This window comes from Nostoc sp. FACHB-280 (assembly GCF_014697615.1).
In the GTDB taxonomy this organism is placed as follows: domain Bacteria; phylum Cyanobacteriota; class Cyanobacteriia; order Cyanobacteriales; family Nostocaceae; genus Nostoc_B.
Genome location: NZ_JACJSD010000006.1, coordinates 124,168 through 138,550, shown reverse-complemented (window position 1 = coordinate 138,550; position 14,383 = coordinate 124,168). Strand labels below are relative to the sequence as shown.

Sequence of the window (14,383 nt, the reverse complement as noted above, 5' to 3'; positions counted from 1 at the left end):
CAAGAACTAAAAGGTTTTAAGTTATGAACACTTTCCCAACTTCCATGACTAAGGCTGACCATATTTACGTCCACAGTTCCAAAATGATATACACACCACCAATATCTAACATCACAGGTTTAGTTTTAATTGTTGATGATACGCCCAGCAACCTAGAGGTAGTTTCCGAGACTCTGGGCGATGCCGGCTTTGATATAGCTATAGCCACCAGTGGCGATCGCGCCTTACAGCAAATAGAACGCCGTCTTCCCGACCTGATCTTACTAGATGTGATGATGCCGGGTATCGATGGCTTTGAAACTTGCAAACGGTTAAAAGCCAATGAGCGTACCCGCCATATTCCGATCATTTTTATGACTGCTCTTTCCGACGGTGAAAGCAAAGTTAAGGCATTGGAACTAGGAGCCGTAGATTATATAGTCAAACCCTTCTATGAAAAAGAAGTTTTGGCAAGAGTTAGTACCCAATTGCAACTATCTCAACTCACCAAAAACCTTGCAGCCCAAGTCGCCCAAAAAGCCGCAGAACTAGAAGCTTCCCAACTGCAACTGATTCAAAATGAAAAAATGTCTGCCCTTGGTAATCTGATCTCTGGAGTCGCCCATGAAATCAATAATCCTGTCAGCGCAATTGTGGGCAATGTCAATGCGGTACAAGATTATCTAAATGACTTGTTAGGTATTATCGATCTCTATGCACAGACATTTCCTCAACCTGGTGCGGAAATTGAAGATGAACTGGCAGTTGTCGATTTAGATTACCTGCGAGAAGATTTACCCAAACTCATTCGGGCGATGAAAGATGGAGGCGATCGCATTAAATCTATCAGTAAAAGTCTGCGAATTTTTTCGCGTGCTGATAGCGATTCTCAGCAGCCTTTTAATATCCACGAAGGTATTGATAGCACCATTTTAATTCTCAAGCATCGTCTCAAAGCTAACGAACATCGTCCGGCAATTACCGTCATCAGCAACTATGATAATTTACCCGAAGTAAAATGTTTTCCTGGACAATTAAATCAGGTCTTCATGAATATCTTAGCGAATGCCATTGATGCGTTAGAAGAATCCAACCAGGGGCGCAAATTTGAGGACATTGCCAGTAACCCTAATATAATCACAGTCAAAACATTTGTTGAGGATAATTATGTCATCATCTCAATCAGCGATAACGCTCATGGGATGAGTGAAGAAGTTCAAGAAAAAATATTTGACCATTTATTTACAACAAAACCTGTAGGTAAAGGTACAGGTTTAGGTTTAGCAATTGCTAGACAAATTGTCGAAAAAACACATAATGGCAAGTTGAGATGCCATTCTGTTATTGGTAAAGGTACTGAGTTCAGTATAGCAATACCAATATGAAATTTTGGCTATTATTATCAGTTGGTCAGATTGATTAATTAGTTACATCACCGAGGTTTTTGCTTAGTCCTAACCAGACTCACGCCTTCTTGGTAGGTGCAGTTGCGACATGGGCTTCTACAACTGTCTGCGACACCTTGGGGACATACCAGTTTACATCACTAGCTGGAAGAATTTTAGCACCAACTTGATTAAATTCAATTGCGCCAGTATCAGAATTTGTTTTGAGAACTAAGTTTGTCCCGTTGGGAACTTTCACTACTACATCACCAACAAATTCTTGCCCAGGACGGTCAGGATTTAACGCTACAGCATTCACATCTGCGGGTAAATAGATACCTTTACAATTCCATCTATCTTGAGTTGTTGCGCCATCAGGTAAGAAATAAAGTGCGGCTGTTTTTGAATATTCATCATCGTCAAGATTTGCTTCTGGCCCGTAAATAGCTATTGTTTTTCCTGTTTGGTTAGTGCATTGTCCCCAGTCAATTCCTGACTCGAAAGCATATTTTTGTAGTTCTAATTCGTTGATTTTTTGGTCAATTTGTTCTGGGGTGTAATCTGCTAATTGCTGTTGTGATGTTTTGGCAGAACGAAATTGTTCTAACTCTTGGGTAAGAGTTATATAATCTGGATTTTTGCTAACTTTTGGACGATCAGCTAAAGCTGGTTGAGCAAACACTAAACTTACAAATAATATCACCGTCAGCAACAAATATTTAAATTTTTTCATCTCTGCATCCCTAATTTTTTCAACGAAATTTTATTTTAAAGCAATCTAGAACAATTGAGATTTTGAACCATCAATTTTTTCTGATTTCTCCAAGTTTTTGAATACTAATTTCTTACATCAAAATACAAAATTATCATGTTCATTTTGAGAATCTCATATTTTTGTACTGTTTTCTGATTTATCTCTATATTTTCTTTATGTATGTTATCATCTCCTAACTTTTGGGTGTAAATGTCTCTTATTCCGATGATGTTTATGGATATTTTTCTGGACAGTCAGTCAGCGAAATTACCTTGAGTATTGCCATATTAAAACACCCATAAATCCTGTTAGATTTGGGATTTTCATTGCTTAAAAAATAATGAAAATTATATTTTTTGTCTACTTGATTGTAGAAAATACATGGGGTAGTATTAAATCTATCTTGAGAAATAAAACCAACGATAGGCGCTGCCGATTGATAGATATATCAGTATCTGTAAGTCAAAATTAGGGATTGTTTTTTAGTAGTGTATAACTAAAAACTCTCCTCTAATTTGTTGTGAACACCATCGTTGTATGCGCCATTTGCCAAACTAAAACTCGCAAGATGAAAAAGGAAATCTCTTCGCATCAAAGTCTGCATGGTTTAAAGCCAGAATGCCTTTCCTTCACGGAAGTGTTAGCGCAATCTTTTGCGGTAATTGCACCAACAACAATACCTGCATCTAACATTGGTTTAATCGTTGCACTTTCGGGTAACGGTACTTGGTTAAGTTTTTTGCTTGGCTTAGTTGGACTATTATTTGTCAGTATTAATATCAATCAATTTGCTAGTCGTTCGGCATCTCCAGGTTCACTTTATTCCTACATCACTAAAGGTTTAGGTGCAACAGCCGGAGTGGTTTGTGGCTGGAGTTTAGTACTAGCTTATTTATTTACGGGGATGTCGGTTCTTTGTGGTTTTGCCAATTTTAGTGGTGTTTTAATTGGACATTTGGGCATTCATCCTTCAAGTATTACATTACTGGCGATCGGTGCTGGAATTTCTTGGTATGCAGCTTACAAAGATATCCAACTTTCGGCTGTTGCTATGTTGTGGATGGAAGGCATATCAATTGTTTTGATTGCTGTATTGTGCTTGATGATTTGGGCGCATCAAGGTTTTGCCTTGGATATGTCTCAATTGACTTTGACTGATACTACTCCAGGTAGCATAGCAACGGGATTGGTGTTAGTGATGTTTGCGTTCTCTGGCTTTGAAAGTGCCACCTCTTTGGGTGATGAAGCCAAAAATCCTCTGCGAACCATACCAAAATCAGTCATGGGTAGTGTGATTTTGGCAGGGTTGTTTTATGTTTGCACAACGTATATAGAAGTATTGGGTTTTAGTAACGCGGGTGTATCTATTACCAACATAGAGGAACCTTTAGGGTTTTTATCCCGACAAGCAGGAGTCGGCTTTTTGGGGGAATTAGTGGGTTTGGGTGCTTTGTTTAGCTTCTTTGCTTGCATTCTAGGCAGTATCAACCCTGCCTCTAGAATCTTCTTTTTGATGGCGCGTCATGGTTTATTTCATTCATCTTTAGGTACAGCCCACTCAGCTAATAAAACACCCCATGTTGCAGTCACGATGTGTTCTTTGATTACATTCCTCGTACCGGCTGGGATGTCTTTGTTGAATATCAAGCTGTTTGAATGTATGGGGTACTTAGGGGCTATTTGTAGCTATGGTTTTCTGACTGTCTATATTTTGATTTCCATTGCTGCGCCTGTCTATCTGTATAAAATCAACAAACTACGCCGCCGAGATATCGTGTTTTCTATCCTTGGGGTGGGTTTCATGATGATTCCGGTTTTGGGTAGTGTGGGGATTCCTGGTAGCAGCCTTTTTCCAGTTCCCGCAGCGCCTTATGATGCCTTTCCCTACTTGTTCTTGATGTACATAGTCGCTACTAGTGGCTGGTTCATTGCCAAAAAAAGACGTTCTCCCCACGTAGTTACGGTAATGCACCAAAGAATTGAGGAAATTCACGCCCGATTTAGCGACAGCAGCAAAATACCTTAAGTTTTTGCATATTTTGATTACAAAATTTTTGATTTGAACTAAATTGATATGAACGGGTTAGTTACTGCGATTAGTACCGGAGCATTTGCCTTTAGCGCCACAAATATCGACGATTTAGTGATATTGACGCTATTCTTTTCTCAGATTAACGCCAGGTTTCGCCGTTGGCATATCATTGCCGGGCAGTATCTGGGTTTTACAGCACTGGTAATGGCGAGTCTGCCGGGTTTTTTTGGTGGCTTAATCCTACCACGTCCTTGGATTGGGCTGTTTGGTTTAGTTCCGATCGCTATTGGGATCAAGTGCTTATTGAGTCAAGCAGAAGATGAATCAGCAGCAGTGGAACCACAAACAGAAACATCACAAGACACTATATTAGCCAAATTATTCAATTTGCAGACTTACAGTGTAGCAGCGGTGACATTTGCCAATGGTACGGACAATATCAGTATTTATGTACCTTTATTCGCCAGCGCCACTTGGGAAAGCTTATTAGTAATTTTGGGTGTGTTTTTTACGTTGGTGGGATGTTTGTGTTACGTAGCTAATCAATTAACTAACCAAACTGCGATCGCTAACTTATTAACTCGTTATGGTAATAATTTTATGCCTTTTGTATTGATGGGACTAGGCGCTTTTATTGTTATCGATAGTGGCAGTTTAACTTTACTAAATTTATCTTGAAGACAACAGGGTAGTTGGTAGACTCATCTGCAAAATCTCTGGGAATTTCCCTATATCATAAGAGGTATGAGGTTTGAACATACTCGAATTTTCTTTACTGGTTTGGCTTGGTTCATTTAGTGCTGGCTTTGTCGGCGCGTTAACGGGTTTGGGTGGTGGAGTTGTCATTGTCCCCCTATTAACTTCAGTCTTTGGTGTAGATATTCGCTACGCTGTCGGTGCTTCTTTGGTTTCTGTAATTGCAACTTCTTTAGGTGCAGCCTCGACATATATCAAAAAAGGCTACACCAATTTGCGCTTAGGAATGTTTTTGGAAGTTGCTACGACAATTGGGGCAATTATTGGGGCGATGATTGCGGTATTTGTCTCTGTAAAAATGTTAACAATCGTCTTAGCGATCGTCTTGATTTATTCAGCATATCTTTCGCAACGACCAAGAATTGAAACTGTTCAAGAGCAACCCGCAGATCCTTTAGCCAATTATTTTAACCTCAATGGAACCTACCCTACTCCCGATGGTTTGATGTCTTACCAAGTTAATTCTGTACCAGCAGGGTTTAGTGTCATGTTCATTGCTGGAATTTTATCGGGATTACTTGGTATTGGTTCAGGTGCATTTAAGGTACTAGCAATGGATCAAGCCATGCGTATACCTTTTAAAGTTTCTACTACTACTAGCAATTTTATGATTGGTGTCACCGCCGCCGCATCAGCCGGAGTTTATTTAGCCAGAGGTTACATCGATCCGGGATTATCAATGCCTGTAATGTTAGGAGTATTACCGGGTGCTTTTTTAGGAGCAAAAGTGCTTATAGGTGCTAAAACACAAATTTTGCGAATTATTTTCAGTCTTGTGCTGGTGGTAATGGCTTTTAAAATGGTCTACAACAGTCTAATAGGGGGGCTGTAATATGTACGAGTTTAATTCTATTTTTCGTTGGCAATCATCAGCATCAGCAGAGACGGAAGTCGCAACAATTACCTTACCAGCAGAAGAACCAGACTCAGATATTCAACAATTAGAAGAACAACGCCATAGCAGCGAGATTAATAGTAGTCAGATAGTCAGTAAAACAGCCAGTGAGCAACAATTAGAATACATACTCAGCAATCTTTTAAAGTATGGTGTGTTAATAGCTAGTTCTGTTGTTTTGTTCGGTGGCATATTATATTTAATTCATCATGGTTCTGAACCTGCTACATATCAAGTTTTTCACGGTGAACCCTCAGAGTTCCGTTCTCCTGCTGGTGTTATGAATGCAGTTTTAGCAGGTAGCCGTCGAGGCATTATTCAATTAGGTTTGTTATTATTAATCGCTACCCCTATTTTACGTGTAATTATTTCTTTATTGGCTTTTATCCTCAAGAGAGAATCAACTTATATAGTGGTAACTCTGTTGGTATTAGCGAGTTTAACGTATAGTTTAGTAGGCGCATATTTTTAACAGAAATTACGCACAAAGATAGTCTTTTAATAATAGGTGTAAGGGGTTTGAACACCTATAACCTTACACCCATTCACCATCCAAAAACCCTGGTTTTTCATATTACTGCGTAAGTCCTAATGCTATCTTTAAAAAAAGATGTATCTCAAATTTTTATGATTTTCAATGAGGATGAGCATAATTTAATATCATGTAGAGACGTTGTATACAACGTCTCTACAGTATCTCATAAACTAATCCATAAACGGTATTAAGAGTTTAAAATTTCATTAAGCTGCGGCAGATTTTGTTGAATAGCCTTTGCTAAATAGTTTCTAATCAAGTCAACAGTTTCTACCGAGAAATTACCACCTAATAATACAAAAGCCAAACTAGCAACCCCAAGAAATAAAGCTAACACTCTACCAAAACAGCCTGGATTAATTTCAATAAAGCCTAATTTTGATTGTCCTAAAACAGAAATTACTAAGAAAATAATTCCTAGAGTTAGAAATATATTTGATAAAGTTAAGTTTGCCATTCTAATTTAGTCTATTACTCTTGATGTAAATATATTTATTATAGTCATAATTAATGGCAGTTGCTGTTATAAATACTGAAAAAAGTTAGAATTTTACTGGCTGTATAATATACCCCGATCCCTCTTTTGTTACTTTAGGGAGATAAAAAATGACAAGAGATTCAACTGGCGAGAGGGAAACTGACAGGAGAAGCACGAAAGTCATTCATGAAGTCGATTAATTTTAAAAAGCCACGTTTCATACCAGGAATATTAAATACTGTAAGCCAAGGCTAAATTAAACAGTAAAAAATATACGCTTGAATAATTAATCTCAGGTTATTTAAGGCACTCTTCCATGTTGTACCTGATTCCCAGTGGGAATGTTGACTATGTTGAGAAATGTTAGAGTTACTTGATGAGAATACTAATGATGTAGATGTTAGGTTCGATTGCTCAGAAAGCTGAAAGTAAGTAGCCTGAATGCTAACGAAAAAGTAAGCACTAAAGATGATTTCCCACCAACGTTCAATACTTTCATAATTAGTCAAGCGAAAATCAGCCCAGTTCATTTTTAACTTTTTTAAAACCATATTCAATCCAATTCCTTAAACTATAAAGTTGTGCAGCAGAGGGATTACAGAAAATTCGCTTTTTAGTGGACATAATCTGATTTACAGCCTTTCTTAAACTAGTGAGGTACAAACAAAAATAATTAACCGCAGATAAACACAGCTAAACGCAGATAGATTTGTCGTTTAGTCAACTAATAAATGCTATATGCAAGATGTCTATTGAATAAGTCGGGTATCTGAACACTACGAACTAGTACAAATTAGAAGACTGAAACTGAATATTAGGACTAACGCACTTTAGTATCTGGTACAACTGGTAATTTAGGTTTTTGTTGTGCTTGTTGTGCTTGCAATTTTTGTTGGGCGATGGGTTGATTAGCTAAGGCTAAGGCATTTTTGGGATCAAGTTGTAAGGTAGCAGTAAAAGTCTTATCAGCGTCTTCTAATTTACCCAATCTTAATAAGGCAACGCCTTTACCTGCTAAGATATTTGCATCCATAGGAGCTAGAGTACTAGCTTGGTTATAAGCATTAATCGCCTCATCATATCGAGCTAAATTAAATAGAACTATGCCTCGGTTGTACCATGCTTGGGGTAAATTAGGGTTGATACCGATCGCTCTATCGGCAGATACTAAGGCTTCTTGATTTCTCGATAAATGCCATAAAACTACACTGCGGTTAGCCCAAATATTGGCTATGAGTGATTGATCTGTGAATTTGCCCACATTTTCTAAGGCTTTATTATAAGCCGCTAGGGATGCAGAATAGCGGTCTAAGGTTTTAAGGATTCTGCCTTTATTAAACCATGCTTGGGCATATTTGGGATTAATTTCGGTGGCGCGATCGCTACTCGCAATTGCATCAGAATATCTGCCTAAATACCATTGAGTTGCAGCACGATTATTCCATGCTTCAGCATAGTTGGGATTGAGGGCGATCGCTCTTTCGATTGAGGCTAATCCTTCTTCGTAATTTCCTAATCCAGCTAAAGCGATTCCTCGTTCTTGCCAAGCTAAGGCGGGACTAACATCACCCCAACGGCTATCACCTTGCAGTGCTTGTTCGGCGGCTGCTTGTGCTTCTTTAAATTTACCTAATTTGTTGAAGCTGGCACTTTGACTGGCTAAAGCCAAAGCATAATTAGGACTTAATTTGACAGCAAATTCATAAGAAACTGCGGCTTGTTCTGGTTTACTAATGGCTGCTAATGCTCTACCATGTTCTAACCAAATATCTGCATCTTTGGGATTCATGGCTACGGCTTGATCAAAGGAGGCGATCGCTTCTTCTAATTGACCGTTTTTTTTCTGTGCCGAGCCTTTAGTATACCAAGCAATTGCAGGTGTCGTATCACCCCAATTTTTGTTAACTTTAATGGCTGCGTCACAAGCAGCGATCGCTTCGCTGAATCTGTTTAAATTAGATAATGCTTGACAATTCCCAACCAAGGCTAAAGAATTCTCAGGATTAATTTCTAAGGCGCGGTTATAGGAAGTAATTGCTGCGTCTAATTGCCCTAATTTACTTTCGCCTAAAGCCCTGTTATACAAGGCTGAAACTGCGGTATGATTGCCCCAGTTACCATCAGAACGCAAGGCTAAATCACAAGCAGCAATCGCTTCAGCAGTTTTGTTTAAATTCAATAATGCTTCACATCTTTGAGCCAACGCTAAAGAATATTTTGGTTGCAGGCGTAAGGTGCGATCGGCTGACACCAACGCTTCACTATACTTGGCTTGCTTGAGTAAAATTTCTGTGCGGGTAATCCAAATTTCTGGTTCGTCGGGTTTGATAGAAATACCTTGATTACAAGCGGCGATCGCTTCATCATATTTCTTTTCTTCTCCCAACAACTTACAAAAATTTGCCCAATAGTCAAAGTCTTTAATTTCTAATTTTTCTTCAGCAAACAAACTTGTTGGCACTAACGAACTTGCTAAGAAAAAAACTGCGGTTAGTCCTCCAACAATACTGCTGGATTTGACTGCTTTACCTAACCAGTTATTAATAGCTTGTTTTCGTATTGGCTGAATAGCATAAAAATGTCTCATATTTTTTAAACTTTGTCAATAATATTTAACGTTTCTGACAATAATCAATGGCAGTCCGCATCAACTTTAGCAAACACATCTAGAACAAATTAATTTTGCAAACATTCGCAAAAATTAACATCTTTAACTGGAAGAAACTGCAAACTTTTATAAATTATTGGCAACTTAATAAGTTAATCTATATTCTATTGTTCCAAAAGATAACTAAAAATTTTAAACTCTCAATAAATAAATTAAAAAAATCTAATTTTTATGCAGCCAGTAATTTCTATCATCATCACAGTTTACAACCGCGCCAATTATCTCAAATTAGCTATAGAAAGTGTTTTATCGCAAACTCGCCCAGACTTTGAACTGCTGATTTGGGATGATGGTTCTACAGATAATAGCCTAGCCATTGCCCGTGAATATGAACAGCGCGATCGCCGCGTGCGGGTAATAGCCAGCCAAGATAATCTGGGAGTAGCCAAAGCTTTAAAAGGTGCGATCGCTGCAACTCGTGGTAAATATATTGGTTGGCTAGATAGTGATGATTTACTCGCCCCCACCGCACTAGCCCAAACCGCAGCAGTATTAGATGCTAAACCCAATTTTGGCTGGGTTTACACCGACTATTTAGACATTGATGAAAACAATACAATTCTTAGTTATGGCTATCGTTGCCTGGTACCTTATAGCAGTGAAGAACTGTTACATCGGTTCATGACATTTCATTTCCGCCTAATTCGCCGTGAGGTGTTGGAATTAGCCGGAGGAATTGACGAATCACTGGCAACAGCAGAAGATTATGATTTGTGTCTGCGACTTTCAGAAGTTGCCGAAGTAGAGCATATCTATCAGCCCCTATACTACTACCGCACCCATCCTGAAACCTTATCCCGGCAACGCAGACAAGAGCAAATCAAGAACTCCCAACTTGCAATTGTCAAGGCAAAAAAACGCCGACAGCAAATTCAACCTAGCTTCCAAAAGAAAGCCCTCATTCCTGGTAGCAAGATAAATTTCCCCGCTACTACCAAAGCTAAAAAACAAACATTAGCACTCAGCAACATTGCATTGTTGTTTTGTCTCATACCCACAACAGCCATAGCCCAAAACATTACCCCCGCAAATGATGGCACAGGCACAACAGTTAACACCCAAGGCAACAACATCAATATTAGTGGTGGAAGCCTCAGCAGCGACAAAGCCAACCTCTTCCATAGCTTCAGCAAATTTGGACTCGATGCCAACCAAACAGCCAACTTCTTATCCCAACCATCCATCCAAAACATCTTAGGCAGAGTCACAGGTGGAGACGCATCCATCATTAACGGCATAATTCGCGTCACAGGAGGCAATTCCAACTTATATTTAATCAACCCCGCAGGCATTATCTTTGGACAAAATGCCAGTTTAAACGTGCCAGCATCCTTTACAGCTACTACAGCCACTCGTCTTGGTTTTGGGAATAATAACTGGTTAAATGCGGTTGGCACAAACAACTACAGTCAACTTATCGGCACACCTAATAGTTTTGCTTTTGATAGTAGTGTTGCTAGTGCAATTTTCAACCAAGGTAATTTAGCTGTACCATCAGGGAATAATTTAAGTTTATTTGCTGGCACAGTGGTAAGTACAGGCAGTTTATCTGCTCCAGGGGGTAACGTCACAATTGCATCTGTACCGGGAAGTAGTTTACTCAAAGTCAGTTTGGCGGGAAATCCTTTGAGTTTGGAAATTCAACCGTTAAATGCAACTAATAATAATTTGCCGTCGAATGATTTAGCAGCGTTATTAACTGGTGGTGGTGGCGGCAATGCCACTAATTTAGTTGTCGATAATGGTGAGGTGAAGTTAACTGGTTCTGGTTTGACTGTTAGCAATGGTGATGTTGTCGTTAATCAAGCATCTGGGAAAAATGTCACCATCGCTGCTAACCAGAATTTAACACTACCAGAAAGTCAACTTACTGCCACAAATAACTTAAATTTACTAGCGAAAGATACAGTCAGAGTCCGTGATAGTGTCGCTAGAAATTTCGCGGCTACTGCTGGTAATAACCTGACTCTCCAAGGCAATCAAGGTATTGATATTTTTGCGATTAATCACTTACAGCAAACAACTTTTATCAGTGGCGGTAATCTCACCTTAGTTAGTGATGGCAAGATTTCTTTAGACGCACACTTTGCTAGTGGTGGTAAATTTTCAATTCTCAATTCTCAGCAGCAAGGGGCAAACTTTATTAGTTTAGTTGACCCAATTTTTAGTTCTAACCAAGATGTTACCTTTGGTAACTATAATGGGCCATCTTTAAAGGTAGAATCCCGTGGGAGTATTACGACTGGCGAAATTATAATTAATGGTGAAGATACTGCCCTTTCTAGTACTACTGCTGATGGTCAAATTTTGAGTAGTCAGCCAGCTTTGATTTTACGAGCAGGTGTCAGCAGTTTACAAGAAGTTACTACTGGTAATCCCTCTAGTTTTATTACCAGTGGAGATTTATTCACATCATCAGGCAGCACCTCTTCACCAGGTAATGTGAATGTCACAGGTGATATTTTTTTTAGTAACTATGGTGGCCCTGTCATTATTAGTGCTACTGGTAATATTACGACTCAAGATATCACTAGCCCAGACAATGAAAATAACATTAGCGGTAGAGTCGAACTGACAGCCGGAGGCGATATTAACACCAGCGATATTACCACTACTAGTCTTGGCAACAGTGGTGCTGTAACTTTAACCGCCGGAGGTAGCATTACCACAGGTGATATTGACACATCATTTGGCAACGAAGATAGTGGTACAGCAGGTCAAGTAAATCTTACAGCCGGAAATAGTATTACCACAGGTGATATTGACACATCTGCCGAAGGTTTTGGAGATGTTGTTGCCGGTGCAGTCACACTCCAAGCCGGAACTAGCGGTACATTTGGTCGCAATATTACTTTTAGTAGCATAGATACTCAAAGTTTGAATTTTGGCGGAGAAGGCACTGCCATAGCTGGAGATGTCAATGTTTTAGCTTATGGGTTAGTTCGGGGTATAGGCGTGATTTCGGTAGAAGGTGTTGGTACAGATACAATTAATACTACTGGTTCCACTCAATCAGGCTCAATTACAATCCAACATGATGGCGGGCCAAATAACGTCCCATTTATTGTAGGCAATTCCGCTACTAATGGAACATTTGGAAATATTGTCAGAAATGATACGTCAACAGCTGTTACTTCATTTCCAGTTTTACCAAATGGTGGCACAGTAACAGATACAGGTAACGGTGCTAATTTTACTTCCATCAACACACCACCAACGATTACAATCAATTCACTGTTTTCCACAGATCTAGATCAACCGATAACTTTCACATTTGGGTCTTTAAATCCGATTACTAGTGATGTCAATAATGACAACATCACTGTAATTTTTGATGCAATTTCATCTGGCACGCTGACATTTCAAGATGGTACACCAGTTACATCTGGTAGTGTATTAACTTCTAGTACGGTTTTAGTATATACACCACCATCAGGAGCCAGTGGTGAAATTCCAGCTTTTACCGTTAGAGCTAGTGATGTTGTTTCTCAGTCTGCGCCTCAACAAGTAAATATTACTGTTACGCCACCACAATGTACTATTCTGTGTATAACACCTCCACAACCTCCAGAACCTCCAAAAAATTTGCCCACTGATCCCGATTTCCTTCCAGATGAAAAGTTTACTGATAAGGTTGGAAGTTACTTGGGAGAAGGTAAACCAGCAATTAAAAGTATCACTGATGCGCAAGATATTCTCACTAAAATTGAAACTTCTACCGGTGCTAAACCTGCCTTAATTTACGTTTCATTTGTCCCGGCAAGTATTAAAGAAACGGCTCAATTACCCATTCTCTCTAAAGATAACGACATTTTAGAATTAGTAGTGGTGACAGCTAAAGGTGAACCCATTCGGCAAGTATTTCCAAATGTAACGCGATCGCAAGTTATCGCCGCCAGCCGCCAATTAACTAGTGCAGTTACCGACCCCGCCCTGCGGCGCACTTATATCAAACCAGCGCAACAACTATACAATTGGTTGATTGCCCCCCTTGAATCTAACTTCAAAACCAGAGAAATTAATAACTTAGTTTTTCTCATGGATACAGGGTTACGCGCTATGCCCGTAGCAGCACTTTATGATGGTAAACAATACTTAGTTGAACGTTATAGTGTGGGTTTAATGCCCAGCCTCAGCTTAACTAATACTCAATATGTAGACATTAAAAAAGCGCAAGTTTTGGGTATGGGCGCATCACAATTCACCAACCTCGACCCACTACCAGCAGTCCCCACAGAATTAAACACCATCACTCAAAAACTTTGGCAAGGTAAAGCCTTTTTAAACGAAGCCTTCACTTTAAAAAATCTTAAAGCCCAAAGACAACAAATACCCTACGGAATTGTTCACCTCGCCACCCACGGTGAATTTAGAAAAGGTGCGCCCGGTAACTCGTATATTCAATTGTGGGATAGTCAACTAAGAATGGATCAAATGCGTCAACTTGGTTGGAATAACCCCCCTGTAGAACTAGTAGTACTCAGTGCTTGTCGTACAGCTTTAGGTGATGAAGATGCAGAATTAGGTTTTGCTGGGTTTGCTGTGCAAGCTGGTGCTAAGTCTGCATTAGCCAGTTTATGGTATGTCTCCGATGAAGGCACATTCAGCTTAATGACCGAATTTTATGAAAAGTTAAAACAAGCCCCGATTAAAGCGGAAGCCCTCCGACAAGCACAAATAGCCATGATTAAAGGAGAAGTACGCCTAGAAAACGGTAAACTCAAAACTTCTCATGGTGATTTACCACTACCACCAGTCTTACTAGAACTCGGCGACAAAAGCCTAACTCATCCCTATTTCTGGTCAGCTTTTACCATGATTGGTAATCCTTGGTAGATCACAGCATTCATACTGTTAGGACTTAAATATTCATTTGGAAAACTAAGGGCTTGAGGGAGTGT

At 39.4% G+C, this 14,383-nt stretch carries 10 protein-coding genes; 6 read left to right on the top strand and 4 right to left on the bottom strand.

The window, feature by feature from the left end; translation table 11 throughout:
- Positions 1–23 precede the first annotated feature (23 nt).
- Positions 24–1,364 (top strand): response regulator, encoded by a 1,341-nt coding sequence (locus H6G75_RS06515; protein ID WP_313934805.1) that lies wholly within the window; start codon positions 24–26, stop codon positions 1,362–1,364.
- Between the two features lie 79 nt (positions 1,365–1,443).
- On the opposite strand, the gene H6G75_RS06510 is transcribed toward H6G75_RS06515, so the two are convergent.
- Positions 1,444–2,097, bottom strand: coding sequence for a hypothetical protein (locus H6G75_RS06510; protein WP_190979137.1), 654 nt, complete (start codon positions 2,095–2,097; stop codon positions 1,444–1,446).
- 589 nt (positions 2,098–2,686) lie between these two features.
- Here H6G75_RS06510 and H6G75_RS06505 point away from each other — a divergent pair.
- The 4 genes from H6G75_RS06505 to H6G75_RS06490 all read left to right on the top strand — a co-directional run bounded on the left by H6G75_RS06505 (position 2,687) and on the right by H6G75_RS06490 (position 6,273).
- Positions 2,687–4,144: an APC family permease gene (locus tag H6G75_RS06505; protein ID WP_190979136.1), complete on the top strand. Its 1,458-nt coding sequence runs from the start codon at positions 2,687–2,689 to the stop codon at positions 4,142–4,144.
- 48 nt (positions 4,145–4,192) lie between these two features.
- Positions 4,193–4,828, top strand: coding sequence for a cadmium resistance transporter (locus tag H6G75_RS06500; RefSeq protein ID WP_190979135.1), 636 nt, complete (start codon positions 4,193–4,195; stop codon positions 4,826–4,828).
- 73 nt (positions 4,829–4,901) lie between these two features.
- Positions 4,902–5,738: a sulfite exporter TauE/SafE family protein gene (locus H6G75_RS06495; protein ID WP_190979134.1), complete on the top strand. Its 837-nt coding sequence runs from the start codon at positions 4,902–4,904 to the stop codon at positions 5,736–5,738.
- Position 5,739: 1 nt separating this feature from the next.
- Positions 5,740–6,273, top strand: a complete 534-nt coding sequence (locus tag H6G75_RS06490) for a DUF1634 domain-containing protein (protein WP_190979133.1) — start codon at positions 5,740–5,742, stop codon at positions 6,271–6,273.
- Positions 6,274–6,523: 250 nt separating this feature from the next.
- Here H6G75_RS06490 and H6G75_RS06485 read toward each other — a convergent pair whose 3' ends face one another.
- From H6G75_RS06485 to H6G75_RS06475, 3 genes are all read right to left on the bottom strand, one after another.
- Entirely contained in the window at positions 6,524–6,793 is a 270-nt protein-coding gene (locus H6G75_RS06485) for a hypothetical protein (RefSeq protein ID WP_190979132.1), read from the bottom strand.
- A gap of 272 nt (positions 6,794–7,065) precedes the next feature.
- Positions 7,066–7,365, bottom strand: a complete 300-nt coding sequence (locus tag H6G75_RS06480; RefSeq protein ID WP_190979131.1) for a hypothetical protein — start codon at positions 7,363–7,365, stop codon at positions 7,066–7,068.
- Between the two features lie 269 nt (positions 7,366–7,634).
- The gene (locus tag H6G75_RS06475) at positions 7,635–9,401 is read right to left on the bottom strand and encodes a tetratricopeptide repeat protein (RefSeq protein WP_190979130.1); all 1,767 of its coding nucleotides are present in this window, start codon (positions 9,399–9,401) and stop codon (positions 7,635–7,637) included.
- Positions 9,402–9,653: 252 nt separating this feature from the next.
- Here H6G75_RS06475 and H6G75_RS06470 point away from each other — a divergent pair, with 252 nt between their 5' ends.
- Positions 9,654–14,318 carry a CHAT domain-containing protein gene (locus tag H6G75_RS06470; protein ID WP_190979129.1) on the top strand — a complete coding sequence of 1,555 codons (4,665 nt, stop codon included), beginning with the start codon at positions 9,654–9,656 and terminating at the stop codon, positions 14,316–14,318.
- Positions 14,319–14,383 lie beyond the last annotated feature (65 nt).